Origin of the sequence: Roseivivax jejudonensis (assembly GCF_900172265.1) — a bacterium.
Taxonomy (GTDB): Bacteria; Pseudomonadota; Alphaproteobacteria; order Rhodobacterales; family Rhodobacteraceae; genus Roseivivax; species Roseivivax jejudonensis.
On record NZ_FWFK01000008.1, the window covers coordinates 90,778 to 113,965 of the forward strand.

General features: G+C 60.3%; 21 protein-coding genes and 1 tRNA gene. 11 read left to right on the plus strand and 11 right to left on the minus strand.

Translation table 11 applies throughout. From position 1 onward, the window contains the following. Positions 1–256 precede the first annotated feature (256 nt). Positions 257–2,332: a TniQ family protein gene (locus ROJ8625_RS18555; protein ID WP_085793424.1), complete on the minus strand. Its 2,076-nt coding sequence runs from the start codon at positions 2,330–2,332 to the stop codon at positions 257–259. Between the two features lie 468 nt (positions 2,333–2,800). Between ROJ8625_RS18555 and ROJ8625_RS20745 the strand changes: the two genes are divergently transcribed. From ROJ8625_RS20745 to ROJ8625_RS18590, 9 genes are all read left to right on the plus strand, one after another. Continuing rightward, the gene (locus ROJ8625_RS20745; protein ID WP_143535188.1) at positions 2,801–3,574 is read left to right on the plus strand and encodes a hypothetical protein; all 774 of its coding nucleotides are present in this window, start codon (positions 2,801–2,803) and stop codon (positions 3,572–3,574) included. 32 nt (positions 3,575–3,606) lie between these two features. After that, positions 3,607–5,811 (plus strand): TnsB C-terminal domain-containing protein, encoded by a 2,205-nt coding sequence (locus tag ROJ8625_RS20750; RefSeq protein ID WP_143535189.1) that lies wholly within the window; start codon positions 3,607–3,609, stop codon positions 5,809–5,811. After that, a complete protein-coding gene (locus ROJ8625_RS18560; RefSeq protein ID WP_085793425.1) occupies positions 5,808–6,797 on the plus strand; it encodes an ATP-binding protein in 990 nt (329 codons plus the stop codon). The genes ROJ8625_RS20750 and ROJ8625_RS18560 overlap by 4 nt, the downstream gene beginning before the upstream one ends. A 630-nt stretch (positions 6,798–7,427) precedes the next feature. Next, positions 7,428–10,286 carry a monovalent cation/H+ antiporter subunit A gene (locus ROJ8625_RS18565; protein WP_085793426.1) on the plus strand — a complete coding sequence of 953 codons (2,859 nt, stop codon included), beginning with the start codon at positions 7,428–7,430 and terminating at the stop codon, positions 10,284–10,286. Position 10,287: 1 nt separating this feature from the next. Beyond that, entirely contained in the window at positions 10,288–10,650 is a 363-nt protein-coding gene (locus tag ROJ8625_RS18570; protein WP_085793427.1) for a Na+/H+ antiporter subunit C, read from the plus strand. Then, the gene (locus tag ROJ8625_RS18575; protein WP_085793428.1) at positions 10,647–12,320 is read left to right on the plus strand and encodes a monovalent cation/H+ antiporter subunit D; all 1,674 of its coding nucleotides are present in this window, start codon (positions 10,647–10,649) and stop codon (positions 12,318–12,320) included. Before ROJ8625_RS18570 ends, ROJ8625_RS18575 begins: the two co-directional genes overlap by 4 nt. Before the next feature lies 1 nt (position 12,321). Further along, positions 12,322–12,822, plus strand: a complete 501-nt coding sequence (locus ROJ8625_RS18580; RefSeq protein WP_085793429.1) for a Na+/H+ antiporter subunit E — start codon at positions 12,322–12,324, stop codon at positions 12,820–12,822. Then, complete coding sequence (locus tag ROJ8625_RS18585; RefSeq protein ID WP_085793430.1) at positions 12,819–13,103, plus strand: K+/H+ antiporter subunit F; 285 nt, start codon at positions 12,819–12,821, stop codon at positions 13,101–13,103. Before ROJ8625_RS18580 ends, ROJ8625_RS18585 begins: the two co-directional genes overlap by 4 nt. After that, entirely contained in the window at positions 13,100–13,477 is a 378-nt protein-coding gene (locus ROJ8625_RS18590) for a Na+/H+ antiporter subunit G (RefSeq protein ID WP_085793431.1), read from the plus strand. The genes ROJ8625_RS18585 and ROJ8625_RS18590 overlap by 4 nt, the downstream gene beginning before the upstream one ends. 30 nt (positions 13,478–13,507) lie before the next feature. On the opposite strand, the gene ggt is transcribed toward ROJ8625_RS18590, so the two are convergent. Further along, positions 13,508–15,310, minus strand: coding sequence for a gamma-glutamyltransferase (gene ggt / locus ROJ8625_RS18595; RefSeq protein ID WP_085793432.1), 1,803 nt, complete (start codon positions 15,308–15,310; stop codon positions 13,508–13,510). A gap of 118 nt (positions 15,311–15,428) precedes the next feature. Between ggt and ROJ8625_RS18600 the strand changes: the two genes are divergently transcribed. Beyond that, a tRNA-Thr gene (locus tag ROJ8625_RS18600) sits at positions 15,429–15,504 on the plus strand. A gap of 664 nt (positions 15,505–16,168) precedes the next feature. Here the strand turns inward: ROJ8625_RS18600 and ROJ8625_RS18605 are convergent. The 6 genes from ROJ8625_RS18605 to ROJ8625_RS18630 form a co-directional block, all read right to left on the minus strand. After that, on the minus strand, positions 16,169–16,420 hold the full coding sequence (locus ROJ8625_RS18605) for a hypothetical protein (protein ID WP_143535190.1): 252 nt from the start codon (positions 16,418–16,420) through the stop codon (positions 16,169–16,171). A 422-nt stretch (positions 16,421–16,842) separates the two neighbouring features. Next, positions 16,843–17,013: a hypothetical protein gene (locus tag ROJ8625_RS21095; protein WP_159456817.1), complete on the minus strand. Its 171-nt coding sequence runs from the start codon at positions 17,011–17,013 to the stop codon at positions 16,843–16,845. A 533-nt stretch (positions 17,014–17,546) separates the two neighbouring features. After that, complete coding sequence (locus ROJ8625_RS18615; protein ID WP_159456818.1) at positions 17,547–18,680, minus strand: HAMP domain-containing protein; 1,134 nt, start codon at positions 18,678–18,680, stop codon at positions 17,547–17,549. 141 nt (positions 18,681–18,821) lie between these two features. Beyond that, positions 18,822–19,325 (minus strand): hypothetical protein, encoded by a 504-nt coding sequence (locus ROJ8625_RS18620; RefSeq protein ID WP_085793436.1) that lies wholly within the window; start codon positions 19,323–19,325, stop codon positions 18,822–18,824. A 61-nt stretch (positions 19,326–19,386) separates the two neighbouring features. Further along, positions 19,387–20,247 carry a hypothetical protein gene (locus tag ROJ8625_RS18625; protein WP_159456819.1) on the minus strand — a complete coding sequence of 287 codons (861 nt, stop codon included), beginning with the start codon at positions 20,245–20,247 and terminating at the stop codon, positions 19,387–19,389. Between the two features lie 27 nt (positions 20,248–20,274). After that, a complete protein-coding gene (locus ROJ8625_RS18630) occupies positions 20,275–20,745 on the minus strand; it encodes a hypothetical protein (RefSeq protein WP_085793438.1) in 471 nt (156 codons plus the stop codon). A 101-nt stretch (positions 20,746–20,846) separates the two neighbouring features. Here ROJ8625_RS18630 and ROJ8625_RS18635 point away from each other — a divergent pair, with 101 nt between their 5' ends. Next, entirely contained in the window at positions 20,847–21,113 is a 267-nt protein-coding gene (locus tag ROJ8625_RS18635) for a helix-turn-helix domain-containing protein (RefSeq protein ID WP_085793439.1), read from the plus strand. 354 nt (positions 21,114–21,467) lie between these two features. Here the strand turns inward: ROJ8625_RS18635 and ROJ8625_RS20755 are convergent, their stop codons facing one another. The 3 genes from ROJ8625_RS20755 to ROJ8625_RS21100 all read right to left on the minus strand — a co-directional run bounded on the left by ROJ8625_RS20755 (position 21,468) and on the right by ROJ8625_RS21100 (position 22,902). Further along, positions 21,468–21,749, minus strand: coding sequence for a hypothetical protein (locus tag ROJ8625_RS20755; protein WP_143535192.1), 282 nt, complete (start codon positions 21,747–21,749; stop codon positions 21,468–21,470). Positions 21,750–22,103: 354 nt separating this feature from the next. Next, positions 22,104–22,445, minus strand: a complete 342-nt coding sequence (locus ROJ8625_RS18640) for a hypothetical protein (RefSeq protein WP_085793440.1) — start codon at positions 22,443–22,445, stop codon at positions 22,104–22,106. 280 nt (positions 22,446–22,725) lie between these two features. Further along, entirely contained in the window at positions 22,726–22,902 is a 177-nt protein-coding gene (locus ROJ8625_RS21100; RefSeq protein ID WP_159456820.1) for a hypothetical protein, read from the minus strand. Between the last annotated feature and the right edge of the window lie 286 nt (positions 22,903–23,188).

Below are 23,188 nucleotides of genomic sequence, written 5' to 3' on the forward strand. Positions count from 1 at the left end.
GGCCAATGTCGATACTTAACCAGCAACAAAAGGTAATATCGAAAGCACAGCTGCTGAGATGTTTTAAAACGTTTTGAGTGATGGCCCGAACTGAAAGTGTCGTGGATCACTTTCGAAGTGAATAGACATCCACCAGATGCGCAGAAGATTCAAACTGTTTGGGACAGTTGTCAATTTTAGTAGGTGTACGAAAGATGCGATTGCGCTAGTGCTGGATAAACGTAAGAAGCCGATCGATCGGTGCGGCTTTCCAAGGCTAGTCCGCCCTCATCGCTCGTGCATCAGCGTAATCCCTCGAGAAAATCTGGCCGTTGGGTTGTGATGGTGAATTGAAGCTCGTCAAACCTAACCTTCGGATTTCGGCTTCGATCGTCCGGCAGTTGACTCCGCGCTCTTTCGCAAGGCTTGTCACGGTAAAGAAGCGTTTGTGGAACGCTTCCGCATCCTCTCCAGTGATATAGTGCTGCTTTCTACCAGAAACGGGATTCTTTTGCTTCGTCGCCGGAGTATGTCCTTCAGCCACGAACTTAGCGAAAGCTCCGTTCTCCCGTATTCCAATGCTTCTCGCGAATTCAGCCAACGTTGGTGGTCGTTTGTCCCTCAATTTCTGAACGAGAGCCTCAGGTACGAACACAGCTGCATAGCCCCAATATCTCGGATGTTTCCCAATCAGTTCAGTTCCAGCTTCAACGTGCTGAACGATGTCAGCCGGAGATATTCCAGACAGTCTGGCGGCCGTGTGAATGTGGCACCATCCCTTCGAGTCGACGTTCAACGAAACCGCTTTAGACAGCAGGCGCTCCAACAGGCGCGCGCCGTCATAGGGTCGCCAAGGTCTATGGGCTGTGCCGACTTCCAGCGCAGGCTGAATCAATCCGCATGACATCATCGCCCGTAGTTGCGCCTTCGTCGCGTTGATCTGAGCCATGAATTCTCTTGTGGTGACCATGGTCCGGATGTCGGAAGTAATTTCGGATAGGTGTGACGCGGCGAACGTTTCATGAGAAGAATGTTGTTTGACCTCTTTAAGTAGCACGCCTCGCTCGATTAGGGCCTTTCTAAGGGTCCCTTGGTGAATGCCGCTTTCTGCGCTAGCCGAGCTAAGCGAGTGTAGGCGGCGTCCGGTGAGGGTTTTTCCGAGCACACATTCGCCAGGGCCGAAGGGCCATATACCCAAGATGACGTCCCTCAGAAGGTTCTGGAGTTCTGCAACTCCCTGTTTGTTTTCAAGATCCTGGGCGAGCCACGTGTAAAGACTTCCGTACGCGCCGCGCGGCCCCTTGCCCTTTTTGAATCCCGTTCGCCCAAGATCTCGCAGGACGTCGGTAGCATGGTACTTTCCCGCGTCCAGAACCTTGAACCCGAGAGCGCATGACTCCCGCTCCTTGGGTGACACAATTGGCGATGATGCGTCTACATGTTGATCCCGAATTCGTCCTCCCAGGAGCCGGCAGAACGTGGCCGCACTATGGACCGGCAACTCGGCCAACCACGTGGCGTCTTCGCCGGTCTCCAAACGTTTGTCGAGCCAGGTGTCGTAGGCTGTCACGGGCACCGACAATGGCGTGAGCTCGCCCGACATCAGACGTGCCGAGACGTCGCGAAGCCGGGACGCGAGATCATACCGCCGCGAAGGCAAATTTTCCGACCAAATCGGAACGAGCGGACGGCCGTGGAATCGGCAAACAGCGACATGCCGCACTTGCCAATCGCCTCGCATAATCATGCAGCGAACGGGCTCTTCCCCGGATGCTTCCGCGTCTTCCATTAGGCAGCATGGACATCCGCGGACGGTTGGATGTCGGATCGCGCGCGAGACCATTGTTTCTCCGCGGAACAACATTCGAACGTCGCCAAGCCTGCGTCCGGTCCAGGACACCAGCTCGTCAAGCTCGGCGCCTGTAAGATCACAGATCAAGCCGATGTGCTCGATGGCGGCGTCATTGGTGTCAATGATCCTCTTGAACGACGTACCCATGTCGAACGCAAACTCGTTCGGAGTGACTCCATTCATCGACGCAGCCCGCGAAAGGAAGGACAGGAACGTTTCTCTTGAGGCTGGCCTCGGACGCCGTTTGAGAGTTTCTTTTGCAGCCATGAACAGCGAGAGCAAGTGATTGGGTGTGAAGTTCCTCCCGTACAGGAGCCAGAGTCCACGTAGCCATTCGGCAAAGCAAGGAAAAATTTTATCCGAGAAGCCGAAAGTCGGCGACAAGAATTTGCGAAAAAATGAGACAGAAAGTTTTTCGCAAAATCCAGAATCCAAAACTGAGCCAAGCGAGTCCAAGGAAAATATAGGAATTTCCATGGCTTGAAAGGGCGAGTGTCTCATTTGGGAATTTTCCGCGGAGTAAATTTACCTGCGGCCGATCGGTTTTTCGCAAATTTGGCGGTGGGAGGAATTCCGCTCGATCGAAAATAAGGCGCTCGACACACCGCAAAATTTGTGTATTTGAAAGAATCACTAGTTTTCGCAAGAACGTTGGAACGAGCAAGAGAAAGGGAGAAGTCAAGGAAAGTAAGGGCAAAACGAACAAAGCCCAGCCGTTGGCCCGGCTGAGCTTTGAGGATCAGAGCTTAGAGGTCCCGATCGAGTGTCTGAAGACGAGATAGCGTAACCGCTGATCTCGCGCAAGAGGTATTTTTCAGGCCTTCTCTGCTCCCCGTGGAGCTGCCGGACCTTGACGGGTGCGGCAGCACCCTCGGGCACATCCGAGAATATCTTCCGAGCGGTCACGACGACCGATGCTCGGTGATAACAACGGTTTTGCGCGGCCTGAGAGCCGCGAACGGAGAGAACATGCCTTCAGAAGATGATATATTCACGAGCGAGCTAACCTTCGAGTATCCTCCTGCTTGCTACGATACCGCACCGTTTGAGGCGGTTCCGCTAGCGAGCCCGACAGATCCGGATGAAGTCTATCCAACCCACTTGAAAAAGGTCGAGCCCGGGAAGTCTTCGAGATCGTTCCGAATTCTCGCCACGATTCGCCCGCACCGGAAATCAATGCTCCAACAAGTTTGGTGCGCAAGTCAGGAGGAGTATGGGGTGTGCCTATGTCTTGCGGCGCATCCGGAAGTTGTGGGGCTGCGAGAACAGTTTGCAAGATTAAAGTACCGAAAACCAAACGGAAGGCCAGGTTCGACACTGGTCGATTTCCTCTGCCTGAAGCGAGATGGAAGCCAAGTCTACGTTTCCGTAAAGTATCCTCAGAAGGCGCGGCGCGCGTCGTATCGCAGTGAAGTTGAGGAAATCGCGAGGCAGGCGATCACGTCTAGCTCCGAATCATTTGCGATCGCCTCCCGACAATGCTTCGGTTCTAGGTATTTGAAAAAAGCTCAAATGATCCACTACGTCCGGAAGGGATGGGATCCGGAGGCCGATAAGATTGTACTTCGTCAGGTACCGCCCGACACGAAACAACGATCCATCGGAGAAGTCTTGGCCGGCTCCGATCTTGAGTATGGCCGCGCGTTTCGAGCCATAGCAAGATTGATCGGAGACGGAGATGTGCAGATCGGATTCTACGACCCGATCGAAGATGCAACGAATTGCTGGAGAGCCTCGCTATGACGCGGTCACTTCCGGTAAGGCAACTCACGGACATGGACTACGCAGTCTTTGAGGGGCGCGATGTTCTTAGCATAACTCCGGAAAGGCACGGAGAGAGCACGGCGGTAACTCACTACAGGCTGGCGGTGAAGAATGAAATTGACGGCTTCGATGTCCGATTGTTTCAAGTAAATGAAGTGAGGGAATTAATTCAGGAGCAGAGGCTTCTTGTTGATTACGACTACTTCACGGAGGCGCGTCGAAGAGACCGAGAGGTTCGGAGTACGGGTGAACTGTACGGCGCCACAAACAAGGTGCGACGCGACGTTGGAAGAAAAGTCTTTCTCATGGAGAGGCTGGACCGCCTTCGTTTAGAAGGGTTGAATCTGACACGAGAGAGCGTCGACGAATTCCGTGTCTCCTTGGAAGTTGAATATGAGAAATATCAAGCTCAAGTTGAGCATGGCGTTAAAAAGGCAACCGCACAACATGCATTGAGGCGTCTACCTGCAAGTAGTACGCTTTTGGAATGGTATCGTAGATGGCGAAGTTCGGGAAGGAATCCCAACTGTTTTGTTTACAATGTCCGAAAGTGTAAAAATAAAACTCTTGAGAAAAGAATTGACGAAGCCAAGATCCAGCGTATCATATCGGAATGGGAGAGGTCGCCATCACAAACAATTAAAGCGGCTGCAAAAAAAATCAATAATTTGGTGCTAAAAACGAATAGAGCTCGCAGGGAGCGAGGCAGAACGGACCTCATGCCGGAGCGATGCTTTCGGACTTACGAGAATTGGATCAAGGACCGTTCAGACCCTTTTTCCGCGACCATGCACAAGAAGGGGCGCGGGCGGGCAATTCAAAAGTTCGGAACCAGCGAAGGTGGCCGCACGGTTCGGATTCCCGGCGCCGAGGTCGAGTTCGACGCTTGGAATATTCACGCAGTTGTTCTGGACGTGAGCCGGGAGCGGTGGCTGACTATGACAGAGGCGGAGCGTGAGAAAGTGCCTCGTGTAAGACTATGGCTCGTCATAGCAATTGATGTAGCAACGCGTGTGGTATTGGGATTCTCAGTTTGTAAGAACCCAAACGCGGCTGCGTCGCTGGAAGCTCTGAGGCTCTGCTTCTTGGATAAGACTTACCTGCTCCGTGCGGCTGGACTCAATGATTCGGATGCCACCTGGAACTATTCGGTAAAGATGGCTGCAAGCGTTAGTGATTCCGGTTCTGAGTTCGGTAGAGAGCCGTTTGGCGGGCACCTGTTTATCGCGGCGCATAGAATAATGGGAATTACCTGCGCGACAACCCCAACTGCATCGCCATCGGCAAAACCTTATGTAGAGACCAGTTTCCGAACGTTTGACCTACTTGGTGTGAGAAACTGGCCGGGTGCAACCGGCAGTAATATTTCGGATCGGGGGGACAGGGATCCCTCCGCACAAGCATGTTTGACGCATGATGAGGTGCAGGAATTAATTATCCTCCACATTGCCGAATATCACAATCGTCCGCATAGCGGCTTGGATGGTATTACACCAGCAACAGCCTGGGAGAACGCGACCTCGTTGCCTGAGTATGACGACGAAGCAGCGCACTGCCCTGGTCGCATCAGAGAGGCTTGCGGCTACAAAGCGAAGGCAACGATCACGAAATATGGTATCAGGTATGAGAATAACCTCTATGTTAATGGGGATGTCAGAGACGAGCGCGTTCGACCCTATGGGAGTAGGAGCTCGTCTCGTAATGGGGAGGTTGATATCGTCGTAGATCCGTTTGATTTAGGCGCAATTTCAATTGTTACCGCCAAAGGACTTATCGGGATCCCCTGCATTGACAAAACAATGTGTGGAAAGTCGTTGCGCACCTGGCGGCGTGAGCGCATGGAGAAAAAGATAAAGTCGAATTTGGACGCTGAGAGGCGTTCAGGAGTGTTGTCGGGGGCGCGAGAAGCGTGGCGAAGTATCTTGTCTATTGCGACCCAACGGATTGATGTCGGCCTCTCTGGATATTCTGACGGTGAGGTGATGTTGGAGAAAAATTTACTCTGGGTTGGGAAGGGGCAACACGAAGAACCTTATATCGGAAAGGATGAGGGGCGCGATCCGCTTGCCAACGGCTTCCGCGGCGACCTGGGCGAGGATACAACCCGTCCGAAGCGTAGTCCCCGAAAAAGTTCCTCCAAAGCTGAGGTCAAGTCTGATCCTTTATCGCGCTATCGCCGCAAGAGTTCGGATGATGGATCGAGGGGTCAGGAATGAGTGAAGATCGCACTCAATTTGTTCTTTCCGAAGGCGCGCGGATTAGACTGGCGTCGGACACAAAAGCCCGCTTGGCTAGCTTGTTTTTTCCAACCGATGACTATCGAGAAGTGATGAAAAAGGTGTTTCAGGTCCTTCAGGCGCGCGAAGCGAGCATGGCGCTAGGACGTATGGTCGCCACCGGTGTCGTTGTTGTGGGTCCTTCGGGAGCTGGTAAGTCGAGATTGATCGAGGAGGTCGTAAAGGATTACGAGACCTTTGCATGTGGGGGAGTAGCGCAGAAATTCGGTACAAACATCGTGACAAGCGTAGTTCCGGGTAAAGCGTCGATCAAGGCGATGCTGGAACGGCTTCTCCGGGATCTTGGCTACCCAATTCAGCGAAATCTAAGTGAGAATGAACTTCAGTCCAGGTTGGTCTTCCAACTGAAGGAACAGCGCATCGCCGCGCTTCACCTTGATGAAGTTCAAGATGTAGGGCGACACCGAACGGACGATAGCTACGACCGATTCACAAAAAAGTTCCGGAACCTTATGCAAGATCAGGATTGGCCGGTCTGTCTCATATTGTCCGCAACACCAGAAGTTAAGACGTTCATCAATCACGACCGAACGCTGACGAGAAGGCTGCTTGCGCACGAGATGAACTCGCCCAAAATGAAGGACTCCGGGACGCTGAGGTGCGCTACGAATACCTTGCTCGCTGAAGCGGGGCTTCGAGATGTCGGGTTGCTCAGTTTTGACGGGTTCTTCGAGATCTTGAGGCACGCTGCTTGCGATTGTTTCGGTCAGTCGATTCATCTGACCATTCAGGCGATGGGTTTGGCTAAGGAGCAAGGCGCCGAACTCATTGATGCAGATCACTTCGCGGAAGCCTACTCTATCGAGACCAACTGCGCAGATGACCATAACCCTTTCATTGTTCAGGAGTGGCATCTCATCGATACACGCAAGGCGATGGAACGCGCGAGGCGCGAGGACCTCTAGCTCGGTTCCGCTAGCCGGTTGGAGCTGACCGGCATCAAGGCCGGCATTTTTCGCCCCTCGGGGCGATTTTTTTTGACCTATCCGAATTTGAGGGCCGGTGCTGGGGTTTCGTAGGTCAGCCGTGAGGTTTCGTCGATCAGCAGGTGAGTTTCGTCTCGGAAGACGTAACGTGTTGATAAAAATACGTTCTCTTTCGATTCGGATCTGTCTTTCCACTTCGTTCTCCAGCAGTCTCAGAAAAACGATCAGTATCAGCGCGTAATCCGGCGCCGATCGGTCGGAGCCGACGCAGGTCGCGCTGTCAGTCCAGCGAGCATGTCCACGCGGAGTCCGGAGCATATCGCGCCCTCCGAGGGGCGCTGCCACGAACGTCGGACGGAGCGAGGTGCTGTCGCTGTCTCCTCGGCAGACCGGGGCACCTGACGCAGATTTTATCTGGATTTCAGAGGGCGACCGCTCCGGTCGCGGGCCGTGCGGTCGGGCCGGAGCCGGTCACGCAAGGCTCCGGCTGCGCCGCACGCGCGGGCGAGTTGGCGGGGCGGCACGCGCAAGGAAATGTCGCCACGCTCTTGAGCCTCGGGCGAAACTTCCGCATCAAAGGGAAACGATCAAGCCAAGCTGGGGTGGCCCTTGTCCCTGATCCTCGTCGTTCTCATGCCGTTTCTGGGCGCTCTGCTGCCCGGCGTCCTGTATCCGGCGGGTCGGCGGACCTGTGCGCTGGGCACTCTGGCCGTGTCGGTCATCGCCCTGATCGGGCTGGCCTCGAACCTGCCGGCGCTTCTCAACGGAGAGGTGGTCACCCAGAGGATCGAGTGGCTGCCGGCGCTGGGCCTGAACGCGACCTTCTTTCTCGATCCGCTCGGCGCGTTCTTCGCCACCCTGATCCTCGGGATCGGCTGTCTGATCATCGCCTATGGGCGCTACTACCTGTCGCGCGACGACGACATGGGCGAGTTCTACACCTACCTGCTGCTGTTCCAGGGCGCGATGGTGGGTATCGTCCTGAGCGACAACATCCTGATGCTCCTGGTGTTCTGGGAACTCACGTCGCTGTCGTCGTTCCTGCTGATCGGCTATTGGCGCCACCTGCCGGAAGGGCGGCAGGGCGCGCGCATGGCGCTGGCGGTGACCGGCATGGGCGGGCTCGCCCTGATCGGCGGGATGCTGATCCTCGGCCAGATCGCCGGGTCCTATGACCTGACCGTGATCCTGGAGAACCGCGACGCGATCCAGTCGTCGGACCTGTACCTGCCTGCATTGATCCTGATCCTGCTGGGCTGTTTCACGAAGTCCGCGCAGTTCCCGTTCCATTTCTGGCTGCCGCACGCGATGGCCGCCCCGACGCCGGTGTCGGCCTACCTGCACTCCGCGACGATGGTGAAGGCCGGAATCTTCCTGATGGCGCGGCTGTGGCCGGTGCTGTCGGGGTCCGAGGCGTGGTTCTGGCTCGTGACGGGCGCGGGGCTCATCACGGTGGTGCTCGGCGCGGTGATCGCGCTCTTCAAGCATGACCTGAAAGCGCTCCTGGCGTTCTCGACGGTGTCGCACCTCGGGCTCATCACGATGCTGCTGGGCACCGGGACGGCGTTCGGCGCGATGACGGCGATCTTTCACATCCTCAACCACGCGACGTTCAAGGCCGCGCTCTTCATGTCGGCCGGCATCGTCGATCACGAGGCGCATACCCGAGACATCCGCAAGCTCGGCGGGCTGAGGCACCTGATGCCGGTGACGGCCACGATCGCCACGCTCGCAGCGCTGTCGATGGCGGGCATCCCGCTCTTCAACGGGTTCGTGTCCAAGGAAATGTGGCTCGAGGAGGCGCTGCACACGACGCTGTTCGGGCCGGAGTGGCTGGTGCCGGCGGTCGCGACGGTGGGGGCACTGTTCTCGGCGGCGTACTCGTTCCGGTTCATCTTCCACACCTTCTTCGGCAAGGAGCGGCACGACTACCCGAGCCATCCGCACGATCCGAACCCGGGCATGTGGCTGCCGCCCGCGTTCCTGGTGTCGCTCGTGCTCCTGATCGGGCTTGCGCCGTTCCTGGCGGAACCGCTGGTGAAGGGCGTGACCGGGGCGGTTCTGGGCAGCGCCGCGGAGGTGCCGGAGTATCACCTCGCGATCTGGCACGGCTTCAAACCGCCGCTCTATCTCTCCGCGGTCGCGGTGGCGGGGGGCATCCTGCTTCTGCTCTTGCATCGCTGGCTGCAGAAGGGCTGGGACGTGGTGCCACGGCCCGAGGCCAAGACGATCTTCGACGGCGTCATCGCGGGCTGCGTCTGGGTCGCGCGCCGGGTGACCTGCGTGCTGCATGACGGAGCGTTCACGCGCTACGCGGCGATCCTGTCGGTGGCGATCCTCGCCGCGGCGGTGCATGCCTTCCTGACGGGCACGACGGGCCCGGCGACACGTGCGATGCAGCCGCCGAGCGTGGTCGCCATCGCGACATGGGTGATGCTGGTCGCCGCGACCGGGTTCCTCGTCTTCGTGCACCGCCACCGCTTTGCCGCGCTCATCCTGATCGGCATCATCGGCCTTATCGTGTCGGTGGCCTTTGCCTTCTTCTCGGCGCCCGACCTCGCGATGACGCAGATCTCGGTCGAGGTGGTGACGGTGGTGCTCATGCTCCTGGCGCTGAACTTCCTGCCCAAGACCACCCCGGTCGAGAGCGGAATGCTGCGTCGGGCGCGCGACGCCGTGATCGCGTGCGCCGGCGGGATCGGCGCCGGGGCGCTGGCCTACTTCCTGCTGCTGCGCGATTTCGTGTCGGCGCCGATTTCGGAGTATCACCTCGAGAACTCGTATGCCGGCGGCGGCGGCACGAACGTTGTGAACGTGATCCTCGTCGACTTCCGGGGCTTCGACACGTTCGGCGAGATCATCGTTCTGGGCATCGCGGCGATGGTGATCTACGCGCTGACGGAGGCGCTGCTGCGCGGTCCGGTGCGGGCGCGGCTTCTCAACCGCGTGCCGGAAACGCCGCTGGCCGGCGACCGGCATCCGCTGATGATGGTGGTGCTGACGCGGGTCATCATGCCCGTGCTGCTGATGATCGGCGTCTACATCTTCCTGCGCGGGCACAACATGCCCGGCGGCGGCTTCATCGCCGGTCTGGTGGTCGCGGTGGCCATCGTCCAGCAATACATGGCCTCGGGTTATGCCTGGGCCACGCAACGCCAGCGGTTCCCGTATCACGGCATTGTCGGGGCCGGCGTCCTGATCGCCGGGCTGACCGGCATCGGGGCGTGGTTCACCGGGCACGAGTTCCTGACCTCGTCCTTCACCTACATCAAATTGCCACTGCTCGACGAATTCGAGGTCGCCTCGGCGATGGGCTTCGACCTCGGCGTCTTCCTCGCGGTGCTGGGCGCGGTGCTTCTGTCGCTCGAGAGCTTCAGCCGGATGGCTCGCCGCGCCTATACCGAGGAGTCCGAGTACGCGATGGACATCGACCCGTCGCGCGAGAACCGGACAGGGGGAACAGACTGACATGGAATTGCTTGTCGCCAGCGGCATCGGGGTGCTGACCGCCGCGGGGATCTACCTCGTGCTGCGCCTGCGCACCTTTCCGGTGATCCTCGGGACCGCGCTTCTGACCTACGCGGTCAACGTGTTCCTGTTCGCGTCGGGTCGGCTCGTCGTCGGCGCGCCGCCGATCCTGATGGACGATGCCAGCCGCTACACGGACCCGCTGCCGCAGGCGCTGGTGCTGACGGCGATCGTGATCTCGTTCGGTATGACCGCGGTCGTGGTGATGATCGCGCTTGGCGCGTTCCTCGGCTCTGACGATGACCACGTCGACGACCAGGACGGCGCGCTCGACCCGGTGCGGAAACTGGAGCGCGCGGAATGAGCCACTGGATCGCCACACCGATCGTGCTGCCGGCGATGGTGGCCGCTTTCCTGCTGCTGGTCTGCCGGCATCACCTCGGGCTGCAGCGCATCTTCGCGCTCGCTTCGGGCGTGGCGATGATCGCGATCGCGCTGGGCCTGTTCGTGCAGGCCTTCGACGGGACGATCACCCTCTACCAGTTGGGCGACTGGCAGGCGCCCTTCGGCATCGTGCTCGTCGCCGACCGGCTGTCGACGCTGATGGTCCTGCTGACCGCGGTGCTGGCGCTTCTGGTGCAGCTGCATGCGATCGGCACCGGGTGGGACGATCGCGGCCGGCATTTCCACACGCTGTTCCAGTTCCAACTGATGGGGATCATGGGCGCGTTCCTGACCGGGGACGTGTTCAACCTCTTCGTCTTCTTCGAGGTCCTGCTGATCGCGAGCTACGGGCTGATGATCCATTCGGGCGGCACGCGCCGGACGCAAGCGGGCACGCAATACGTGCTCTACAACCTGCTCGGCTCAACGCTCTTTCTGTTCGCGCTCGGCACGATCTACGCCGAGACCGGGACCCTCAACATGGCCGACCTGGCCGAACGCGTGCGCCAGATCGACCCGGAGAACAGCGCAGGTATCCGGGTGGCGGCGGTGCTGCTGATCATCGTGTTCGCGATCAAGGCCGCGATCGCGCCGGTGCATTTCTGGCTGCCGGCCTCCTATTCCGAGGCGCCGGGTCCGGTCGCCGCCCTGTTCGCGATCATGACGAAGGTCGGTGCCTACGCGATCATCCGCATCTACACGCTGGTGTTCCCGCCCGACCTCGAACTGACGCAGGGTCTGATCGATACGTGGCTGCTGCCGCTGGCGCTCATCGGCCTGACGATCGGCATGGTCGGCGTGCTCGGTGCGACACGGCTCGACCGGTTGGTGGCGTTCTCGGTGATCGGGTCGATGGGCATGCTGTCGGTCGCCGTCGCGCTGTTTACCGCGGAAGGGATCACCGCCGCGCTCTACTACGTCGTGCACTCTACGCTGGCGACGGCTGCGCTGTTCCTGATCGTCGACCTCGTGGCAGAGCATCGCACCCGGCACGCCGAGCTGGTGACCGCGCCGCCGGTCCCGAGCGCAGGCATCCTGGGCGCGATGTTCTTTGCCGCGGCGATCGCGATGGCGGGTCTGCCGCCGCTTTCGGGCTTCGTCGGCAAGCTCCTGATCCTCGACGCGGCGTTCGACAGCCCGCTCGTCGTCTGGACGTGGGCCGTGATCCTGACCACCTCTCTCGTGGCGGTGGTGGGCTTCGCCCGCGCCGGGTCGACGGTGTTCTGGAAGGCGGCGGAGGCGCAGGAGCGGCTCGATGCGGATCTCGACGACAGCCTGACCCAGATGGACAACGTCGAGAGCAAGCCGGAGACCGATCCGCGCCGCCAGCCGGCGCTGCCGCTTCTGCCGATCGCGACGCTTCTGGGCCTGCTGGCGCTGCACACCGTGTTTTCCGGGCCGGTCAACGGCTTCATGGCCGCAACGGCCGAACAACTCTTCTCGCCCGAGCCCTACATCTCCACCGTGCTCGAGACCGAGGGCAAGGAGATCGAGTATCACGGCAGCGGCGAGTATGCCGAGGAGGGCGATGGCGACGGCCACGGCGAAGGTTCCGGCTCAGGCGAGCACGGCGAAGAGGAGGGACACTGACATGGCCCGGTTCCGCCGCGCATTGCTTCCGCATCCGCTCCTGACGCTGCTGCTGATCGTGACATGGTGCCTCGTGTCCAACTCGATCGCACTCGGGAGCATCGTTCTCGGCGCGATCCTCGGAGTGCTGATTCCGATCCTGACACTGCCGTTCTGGCCGGACGCGCCCAAGGCGCTCAGGACGGCGCGGATGGTCGGCTACATGGGCGTCGTGATCTGGGACATCGTCGTCGCGAACATCGCGGTGGCCTGGATCGTGGTCACGCGGGCCAACCCGGCCATGCGCTCCACGTGGGTTGTCGTGCCGCTCGACCTGCGGACGCCCGAGGCGATCACCGTGCTGGCGGGGACGATCACGCTGACCCCGGGCACGGTGTCGGCGGACCTGTCGGACGAGGGGCACGCGCTCCTGGTTCACGCGCTCGATGCCGAGGATCCGGACGCGGTCGCACGCGAGATCAAGGACCGCTACGAGCGCCGGCTGAAGGAGATCTTCGAATGAGCGATCCGGACCTTGTCACCTACGCGATCTGGTTCGCCTTCGGCTGCGTCTCTTTGGCGCAGGTGATGGCGATGGTGCGGCTGATCCTCGGGCCGAACACGGCGGACCGGATTCTCGCGCTCGACACGATGACCCTGAACGCCATCGGCCTGATCGTGCTTCTTGGCCTCGCTCAGGGCACGCAGATCTATTTCGAGGCGGCGCTGATCGTCGCGATGCTCGGCTTCGTGTCGACGGTCGGCTACTGCCGTTTCGTGCTGAGGGGGGACATCATCGAATGACCGCCACGCTGATTATCGACATCGCGACCGCCGTCAGCCTCGTGATCGGGGCGGTGTTCACGTTCGTGGGCTCGTACGGCCTCCTGAAGCTCGACGATCCGATGAAGCGGCTTCACGCGCCGACCAAGGCGGGTACGCTCGGTGTCGGTTCGCTTCTGCTGGGCTCGATCCTCGCGGCGCTCGGACGGGGCGAGCCGTCCCTGCAGGAGGTGCTGATCGTGGCGTTCCTGTTCGTGACGGCGCCGATTTCGGCGCACTTCATCTGCAAGGTGAACCTGCACCGGCGGAGCTGCGACACGCCGCCCGCGCCGGTCAACGACACCACGTGGTCGACGCTCGACACGCCACCCACCGGCGCGCCGAAACCGTCCTGACATCGGGCGGTCCGTCGCGCCGGGCCATCATCATTCCCCGAGCGCAATGCCCTCGCGGCGCGGGTCCGCGCCGCCGGTCAGCCCCTCGGGGCCGATGGCGATCACGTGCAGGCCGGAGGTCAGCTCCCGCACCTCGGTGTCGAAGCCGAGGCCACCGAGCGGATCGGCCAGCGTCTCGGCGTCCGTTCCCGCCTCCAGGTCCATCGTGCCGAAGCGGTTCAGGACATGCGGGGCGGCAACGGCGGCCTGCGCGTCCATGCCGAAATCGACCACGTTGATCACCGCCTGCGCGACGTAGCCGATGATCCGGCTGCCGCCCGGCGATCCGACGACGAGCACCGGCGCGCCGTCCCGCAGGACGATCGTCGGCGCCATCGAGGAGCGGGGGCGCTTGCCCGGTTCCACGCGGTTGGCGATGGGGCGGCCGTCCTCGTGCGTCGCAAAGGAGAAATCCGTCAGTTCGTTGTTCAGGAGGAACCCGCCCGGCGTCATCAGGCGCGAGCCGAAACCGTTCTCGATCGTCGTGGTCATCGACAGCGCGTTGCCGGCGGAGTCGACGATCGAGATGTGCGAGGTGGACGGAAACTCGATCGAGGCATCGTCGCCCCAGGCCTGGGCATGATCCCAGTCTGGCGTGCCCGGGGTCGCTTCGGACAGCGCCGCGTCGCGCCCGGCGATCAGCCCCGCGCGCTCGGTCAGGTACGCCGGATCGACGAGACCCGCGGTGGGCATCGGCACGAAATCGGAATCGGCCATGTAGCGGCCACGGTCGGCGAAAGCGAGGCGCGAGGCATCGCCGACCAGCCGCCATGTCTCGACGTCGTCCGGGCCGCCGGCCAATTCGAAATTCTCCAGCGTGCCGAGGATCTGGCCCACGGTAAGCGCGCCGGACGAGGGCGGGCCCATCCCGCAGACCTCGTGCGCGCGGTACTCGACGCAGACCGGCGCACGTTCGCGCACCGCGTAGATTGCCAGGTCGGTCGCGGACAGCAGCCCCGGATTGCCCGCCGCGCCGCGCACCGTCTCGACCACGCCCTGCGCGATGTCGCCGGTGTAGAACGCGTTGGCGCCGTCCGTGGCGAGGGCGCGTAGCGTCTCCGCATAGGCCGGATTGGTCAGCGTGTCTCCTTCGGCAAGCGGCGTGCCGCCGGGCAGGAAGTACTCCGCCGTCGCCGGGAAGCGGCCGAGCCGCTCTGCGTCCTCGGCCACGAGGCTGGCGAGCCGGGGCGAGACGACAAAGCCGTCCTCGGCCAGCGCGATCGCCGGATCGAAGAGACCGGCCCAGTCGGCCGTGCCCCAGAGTTCGTGCGCCGCCTCGAGCAGCGCGGGTGTACCGGGCGTGCCGACGGAGCGTCCGCCGACCACGGCGTCGAAAAAGTCGAGCGGTTCGCCCGCGTCGTCCTGGAACAGCGTGGGCGTGGCGGCAAGAGGAGCCGTCTCGCGCCCGTCGAGTGTCGTGACCGCGCCGCTGGCGGCGTCGTACCAGACGAGGAAGGCGCCGCCGCCGAGGCCGGAGCTCTGCGGCTCTACGAGCCCCAGCACGGACTGAACGGCGATCATCGCATCCGCCGCGCTGCCGCCGGCGCGCAGCACGTCGGCGCCGGCCTCGACCGCCAGCGGGTTGGCCGCGGCGACCATCCAGTCCTCCGCGAGAACGGGCCGGCCCTCGGCCTTGGTCGCCAGCGCTGCGCGCGCGGGCTCGGACAACGAGCCGAAGGCGCTGTCCGCGCCCGCCTCCGCCGCGGCTTCGGGCGCGACGGTGTCCGCAGCGTCCTGCGCCGTGGCCGGAGCGATGGAAAGACAGAGAATGCAAAGGGCGAGGATGCGGCGCATGGGCGGTCTCCGGTAGGGTGCGAGGATCTCTCTCACAGGATGACCCGCGTCGCGCGAATGTCCATGCCGGGCTTCGCTCTTGCCCTTCCTCCGCGCCGCCGCTACTTGAGTGCGCGGCGCCGGTATAGCTCAGCTGGTAGAGCAACTGATTTGTAATCAGTGGGTCGGGGGTTCAAGTCCCTCTGCCGGCACCATTAAATTATATCAAGACTTTGTTTTTTCTCGAGATTATTCTCCGCTACCGTATCTCATCCACCCTAGTATCCACCCGGTCATCGTCGCTTCGCCTTAGGTAAGGCGTTCTAGCGCTGCATCCGGCAAAGGCCGTTGGAGCGCAGCGGCGTCCTGCCATGGTGCTGACTACCAAGCGCCGCCCTCGTTCGCAGTCGCAAGAATGACGGCATTGATGTCAGATGCACCTCGAATTCCGGCTAAGTGGCCACAAATCCACACTATTCCGGCGAATCCACGTGCCGCATGAAGTGAGCGGGGTCCATTTCAGCGAGCTTGCACGCGGCCACCGTCGAGAACGCGTTGCAACTGCCGCTCAGCAAAGAGCGGCAATGGCTACCGACAAAGGGGGATAGAGACCTCAATCGTACCCATCGCTTATTGAAGGGAAAGGTGAGTCGATACCGAGGCGACGATCAAGGTACGCAATCATGGTGGGCGTCAAGCCTTCACCATCAGGCAGACCACCGAATACGACGAAGCGCCCATCGGGCGCTTCGATTCGGTATACATTGGCTGTGCCCTGCACCCCCTCTTTAACTGTACAACCAGCCTCTTCCTGGACCCACTTGATGTACGTTCTGAGCGACGGGAACTTTCCAAAAGGTGCCGACAAGGTAATTCCACTTAAGCTGCGAGGGCGACTTCGTAACCGCACTGCTCGTCCGCGAGCCGACGCGCATTATCCCACATCTTGTGAAACTCTTCGGGAGCAGGGTCAATATCGGCCAGCGATCCATTGCGCTCGCTGCACTCCAAATCGACGGTCAAAACGAGGCGAGACATGAGTTCGTCAACGCTGCAACCCTGCGCGCAAATGTCGTGCTCAAGGCACTGGCCCACAAACATTTCGCCCTCTTTTTGGATCAGAACTCTCATGATGGCTCCCCTTACAACTGGCGTCGGTCTTTGCCGACCGGCGTGTTAACCATATAATGTTTGTCTGCTCAAGTCCTACGTAAACGCAGCGTTGTGACGAAACTGCGGCAGGAAGCCGCTTGCGCGGCGGCGGTGGCTATGGCCGAGACCTGGGCATTCTGTTCGGGCGCGACGGCGAAGATGTGCGCGAGCCACTGATGCGTGCGGGGCTCGCTCAGGCGTCAAAGAACGCGGACTGGTGTCGCTAGACGGTAGCAAGGTCGGGAGATCCCGAAACACACCAACGGCACCCAGAGGAGTTGAGGCACCGTTGACCCCTTTACATGCGAACCGGATCTCCCTGCTCACAACGCTAGCCAAGATCCGTGCACACTCAACGGCCGATGTATCTGTTGAGCGTCAACAGTCTGTTCGTGTGGCTCTCAGACAATCATCGCGACGAGACCCGTGCACGAACCGACTACCGTCAGAACAAGCAAAACCATGACCGCCGCGCCAGGCGCGCCCCAGCGCTCATCTTCATCGGGTTCGTGATGTTTGTCGTCGTACATATCAGACAGGCACATCCGCTGGCTTGAGATGTCGGTTTTCAAACAAGAAATCTGCAACGGGCACAGCGATACAGTGACAGGTCAGCGGGTCGCGTCAAGCGAGCGTAGGCGAGACATTGTGACCTACCCACGGTTGCCGAGTTTTACATCACGTACGTAGCTTCGAACCACGTTGGAAGGAGCTGCTTCGTGGAGAAGACTTCAAACGACATCAACAGGATTTTCGGGGCCAACCTCCGGCAACTCATCGATGAGCAACAGGGCGGAAACGTGTCTCACGTCTCTCGCGAGATGCCGATGAACCGAACCCAGCTGAACCGCTATCTCGCCTCCGCGGCGTGGCCTCGACCGGATGCTCTGGATCGGATCTGCCAATACTTTGGGGTAGATGCCCGAGTGTTGCTTGAGCCCTTGGACGATATCAGAAACGCAAGACGTGATGTCCCCCACGGATGACAGGCGCAGGTATGTACCCGCGCCTGCAGACTTAATTTCTCGCAGAAATCAGAGCGCACGGATGCCAGGGTCGGCCCGACTGTTGCAACTCTTGTCGGCTTGAAGGAAAGTCTCGCTTACTACTCTGCGGCGATCAATCGGAAGCGAGCGTCGCTGCCTTCACTGATCATGGTGCCGCTCCTCCGGAAGTGACCGTGCCTCTGCAGGCTTGTTTGGATCACGGCGAGAGACTGCGAAAGCTCCTCTGCCTCGAATGATCCGGCGCGCTCAACGGGGTAGTCAAGTTCTCCGCGCGCGAGCGCACTGGAGCACCCGGCCAAGCGCTCAATCGGGCGCGAAATCACGCTATTCACCTTGCCGAGCATCGCGAGGATGCAAGCCGCCGCAGTGACGAAACCGAGGACATCCCAGTTCCAAGGGTGCTCGCTCGTGGCCGACTGACCTTGCAGCGGCACCCGCACGATCAAGCTCCAGCCCATGTCCGGAACCGCAGTGCTGGTAATCCTCGAAATGGTCGCAGAGGCGAAGCTGGGTCCATCCTCCCGATCAGCGTTGATGCCCCGATCCTGTCCCAGGCCGAGAGCCATCAGCTCGGCTTCGGACGGCATGAAGTCAAACTGCTTCGCCGCGCTGGCAAGCACGCTACCGTCTCTGCTCACGACCAGCGCATCCGCGTCGAGTGCAACTGCCGTCTCCTGAACGAAGCCATCCACCCAAGCCATGTCGATGCGGTAAACAGCTACGCCAACCGGTGCTCCGTCAGCATCGAGAACAGGACGGGACAAGTTGATGAAGCCGTCGCCTTCGTGTCCGGATGGTTGGAATACCGATCCGGCGCTCTCCCCGCGCAGGCCCTCCCGGAACCATCGGCGCTCGCTGACGTCCTCACCCTCGCGCACCGCGTTCGAGCCCGCGACGATTAGGCCGGACGGGTTGGCAACGCCGGCCCATGCGACGCTGACGCTCGCGTCAGGGACGGCGTCAACGAAGCTGCGCATGGACTCGTAGTCGCTCGTTTCAATCTTCTCGGAAACTGCTCGGATGCTCTCCCACTCCCGATCAAGGGCCTTGGAGAAGGTCAACGAAACGGCGCGTGCTGCTCTCAGCGCGTTATCTTCCTGGGCTTGGCGGCTTACTTCGTGTGCATGCTGCTGCGTGAAGTGCAGGACCATTAGGACGGCGATGCCGAGACACAGAGCATTCCAGAAGGTGAGAACCACGGACAAACGCGGACGGTGTGTACTCAAGTTCATCATTTGCTCCCTGTCGCTCGCTGCATCACAACATGTTCTGCCGTTTCGAGCGCTCGATTAATCAGGGAAAATGACGTAATTGGGGCGCCTGCAAAAAATATCAGTGCATGACACAGCTTTTTCGATACGCCGCGAGACACGTCAAACGGAAGCTGCGACAACAATCGAAGGATGCTGAGGGAAGGTGCGGAGGTCGAACCAGACAAATCGGCTACCGTCAGGGTTTGTCTTGTTCCCCCAGGTGATTGCGCCCTCACCGGACTTGTGGCGGATCAGCGCCGCCCGGAACGCCCGCAGGTCGATCAGCCACCACCGATCCATACCGCCCCACTCGTTCGCGTGACCGTAGAACATCCAGTCGCCATGACCGTTGACGATTTTGGACAACTCCGTCTCTCCACCTGACGGAAGCCCGGAGCGAATGGTGAACTGGTGCGGGAAGCGTTCTGCGTAGCCCGGCCGGCGCACGCGCGCAGCGATGCGAAGATCCTTGCCATCGAGCATCAGCAAGTCCGTCGCCTGGCGCATATCCAAGGCATCGGGCGCAGCCTGCAACAGGTGCGCCCCGACAATGTGCTTGATCTGCGGGATGAACTGGTCCGACCAGGACCGGTTCTGCTCGTAATCGCGAGCGATCATGTTCATGCGGCAAATACCTGGTTGGGGGAGCGGAGGGCGCTGGGGTGCTTGCGCCCTCCGAAGTCACTCATGCGGCCCGCTGCTCCTCCACGACACGGGTGAATGTCTGCATGGCGTCATCCACGTCAGCGCCCTCAACGATCAGTCGAAGCGTGAAGACCAGCGCCTTCCGTTCGTTGTCCGAGAGGTTGCGTGTCGCCTTCATGAACGGCTTCTTCTGCTCGGAAAAAGCGCGGTGGGACCGCAGGAGTTCCCCGACGTCACCGGTCAGCAGCCAGTCCAAGCTGCCGTTGGCCTCATTGCAGAACGCGATCAGGTCGTCTGTCAGCAGAGCATCGCCATCGGCAATCTCGATCCCGACCGGCTCGATGCCCGCCGCAGCCGCAAGCAGATCCACACGCTCGCGGAGGGCTGCCGGAGACCGTTGTGCATGGGTCGTCCTGTAGGCCCGCAGGAGCGGCGTCACATCGCCCAGAAACAGCCAGTCCAGCGAAAGCTCCTGCTCGCGCACGAAGTCCATCAGCTCGTCCGTGGGGGCGCCCTCAGCGTCCAGAAGCGTTGCCGGCGCTTTTGCACCAACAAGCTCGCAGAAGCGCTCCATGCGCGTCTCTGCGGCCTGCATTTCGTACCACGGCAGGCGCCCCGAATCCTTCCCGTCGAAGCCGGGCACCGGCTCTCCGATGAGATTGCACGCCTCGCGGAGGATCTGGCCGATACCGTCGCCTGTGAGGCCAAAGTCTCCGTGCGACGTGTAGGCGAGAACCTTCGCCGCAAAGTCGGCCGCGCTCTCGCTCGGGATCTCCAGCATCGCGTCCTCGATGCGCATCATCTCTTCCACAGCAGCGTCGCAATCCTCCTCCGAGGTGCCGTGAGCGCTTGCGCGGAGCTGTTTCCACTGGTGGTACATCTGCTGAATTGCTGTCGTCATGTCGTCCTCCTGAGGTTTGTTTGTTGGTCAGACGCGCAGGGTGGCTGCGGCGCTGGCGGTCGTAGGTGTGCGGGGAATACGCACGCGTTGCTGAGGGCGCTTTGCGTGCCGGAGGGGGCGAGGCTCGGAGGCTTCCCCGCACATCCGAAGCGCCGCTTGCAGCTGAGAGAGGCGCTTCCAGCCATCCGGTCCGATACGGTTGCGGGTTTCGATGTCGCGGATCTCGGCGCGCAGCGAAGAAGCGCTGCGGTCGCCCAGCTCGCCAAGGTTGGCTGCATGCGCTGCGAGACGGGCCACGCGGGCCTTCATCTCGGCCCATGCCCTCCGAAGGCACTCGGCGAACACAGCGCGTTTCTCCGGGCCTGTGGCGGCTCTCCTGTGGCCGTAGCCCGGGCCGGGCGTCCAGTTGTAGATGAACGTGTAGCCTTGCTCCTGACGCGCCCACATCCAGGCGAGGCGCATAAGTTCGCTGCGGTTGATCCTCACTACGCCGGCCATGAACTCTATCACTCGCTTGCTGTTTTGTGCTGATAGCACTAAAATAGGATGTCAGCGCATGCTGTCAACACATTTTAGTGCCATCAGCACAAGAGAGAAGAATGGCGGAACGAGCAGTATCGATCAGCGGAGCACAGATCAGGATGGCGAAGGCCGCCCTGGGCCTCTCCAATCCGCAACTGGCAGAGAAGACCGGCCTCCATAGAAACACGTTGAACAGGGCCGAGCGCGGTGAAGGGCGCGCTGCGACCTTTGATCACCTCAGGCGTTTTTTTGAGGCGGAAGGTGTAGTCTTCGTTCCGGAAAACGGAGGTCCGGAAGGTATCCGTTTCGCTCAAATTCAATCAAAGGGAGATGAGGGTGTCTAAAAGCCTAGAACCGGCGGAAATTAAATCATTGCGCTTCGAGCGGAACGGCGGCTATCTTTTTGCTGTGCTTGGTCCATATATTTATGATTATTGGTATGGGCCTTTCGATAACCTCCCTCTGATCTACGTGATAAGTTTCAGCGCTGGATTAATCCACGGAAAGCTGTGTGAAATTCGCAGTGACGCCATATATCGCGATTTCCGAAATTCATTGAATTCATAGAGTTCGGACACGCCGACCCTCTGCTGCAGCCTTGGGGTGAAACTAGTATCGGCACCGGTAACAGTTTTCGAGGGACCGTTTTGCTCAGCTTCAGACGGTGCCAGCGTGTATAGTGTGAAATAACGTCGTTTCTACCTTCGCACTTTTTCAAGCTTGCTGCCTCCAATCTTGAAGTAGCGACCGCCATTGTCAGTGACGGTGGCGCCGTTCTCGCACATGTCCTCAAACACATCGTCCGGAACATTTGCGAGATGCTGGGCGGTGTCGGCTTGGCGCTTAGAAAGCCCGGCTGCCGCAGCGGCCTGATGCTTCGGAATAGACATATCGGCGCCGTTACGTTTACTTTCCCAATGCTTTCCGCGTTGACCTAATATCGGCGCCGGTATCAGGTTGAATGTCAGTCCTGGCGCCATATGCGGGCTCAACCTGCTTCAACAGTTCACCTGCCCGACGCGTCGCGCGAGTCCTGATGCGCTTCGACATGGGGTGACCACGCCAGGACTTTGCCATCTCGAACGACACAGGGAACCAGAACGCCGCCCAGACAGTTCGCCCCTGATAGTTTGTGAGAAAGATAGCTATGTCGCAGGCCCCTCAGCCGCCGGAACGCCCCCCTTTCAAAAAAGCAGGATTACCGCCAAGACGAGCTTTGGATGCCGTCGGATGGGGGTACATCTGGGTCGGCGTAGCGATCATGGCCGGCATAGCTGTGGTGTCCGGATACCAATAGGCTGAGAGCGACGGCTCCACCGCGTTTCCTCGCAGCGTTAGCGAATCGTACCCCGGATCAGACGCTCGCTGGTAAGCTTGCGCTCGTACTCGATCATTCGATGAAGTACCGCGATGATCATTGCCCGCGCCTCAACAGGAGTGTTCGCGGACTGTTCGTTGGTTACCCTGACGACCTCTTTGGCAAAGTGGCTAAATTGATCGTCTGACATTATGGTTGGAGTTGCCGCGAAATGCTTGGCGATCAAGGCGATCCCGCCAGCATCAAATCGATAGAGACTACTTTCGGCCATGATCAACAAACCTAAGATGTTGTCTGGAAACAGCTTTGGAATTTTGCTCGCTTCGATAATGTGCGGCGTGAGGAACTCACGTTTCACGCACGAGCGTAGTCAGACTGTTCTTCGTGCACGTCGGAACCGGATTCACGGCATCCTTGGATGCTTCAAGTTTCGAGGCGCACACCGCAGACTCTATCCCGAGCGTTGGGTGCTCGGAGGTTTTTCTGACACGTAGCTACAGCATCACATGAGGCTGGCCCAAACACTTTCTGAACGCGCAATACTTCGTGATGTCGATGGCGTATGACCAGACGCCTTCTGCAGCACGAGGTTCGGTGATCTGAGTGAGTAGCGACGGCCTGAGACGAAGAGCTGCTGGCTAGATGCTTGAAGGCCCGGGCTGGCCCTCCATGGCGCGCGCCTCCTCACGCATCCAGCGCCTCGCTTCTTCGACGCGCCCTTCATTGCGCAGGCTGTTCATCAGCACGCCGTGGCCCTCGATATGCATCCAGGCCTCAAAGTCCGAGAACTCTAGGTACTCAAGCGGCACAGGCATGCGGAAAGGGCTCGCCATCCAGACGCGGACGTACTGTCTTACGAGATGCTCGGCAGCTGGCTCAGACACCTCGGTGACTTCCCCGCTTATGGACACACGCCGCCCGTTACCCGCGTTTCCAAGCTGACTAGGGCATAGGTTGCCGTCAGGTTAGTGCAACGTGATGCAGAACCAAGGGTGTTGGGCGACATCTGGTCAGTGCTTGCCGTGATGGGGTTCGTCGCGATCCTCTTCGGGTATCAATGGGCCAAGGTCCCCGTACGAGCAGTGGGCTGTCGAGCATCCA